Source organism: Winogradskyella ouciana (genome assembly GCF_009709615.1).
In the GTDB taxonomy this organism is placed as follows: domain Bacteria; phylum Bacteroidota; class Bacteroidia; order Flavobacteriales; family Flavobacteriaceae; genus Winogradskyella; species Winogradskyella ouciana.
The window spans coordinates 1-285 of sequence record NZ_WJYA01000047.1; the positions used below are offsets into that span (position 1 = coordinate 1).

Below are 285 nucleotides of genomic sequence, written 5' to 3' on the forward strand. Positions count from 1 at the left end.
TGGAAGAAACCGGTTCGGCGTGGCTGATACAGTTGCTGTTCGGGCAGACCAGCACGCTATCGATACGATCCGGCAGGCTCGGGCGGGATTTGCCCACCACTTCGTAATCATCAATGCGGTTTACCGTCGCCTGCGGGGCGTACAGCGACAGCTGGTTAACCTGCTCGTCGGTCAGGAAGGTGTTCTCGATTTTAATCAAATCCTTGCGGCCCATCTCGCCGGAGGGCAGGTTCAGGCCGATGGTGATGCGCTGGTCGGTTTCGGTCAGTTTGAACAGGGTGAGCA

At 57.9% G+C, this 285-nt stretch carries 1 protein-coding gene; it reads right to left on the reverse strand.

Going from position 1 to position 285, the window contains the following annotated elements:
• The coding region (locus F1003_RS18550) for an aspartate carbamoyltransferase regulatory subunit (protein ID WP_162307003.1) at positions 1-285 on the reverse strand (285 nt) is incomplete at both ends.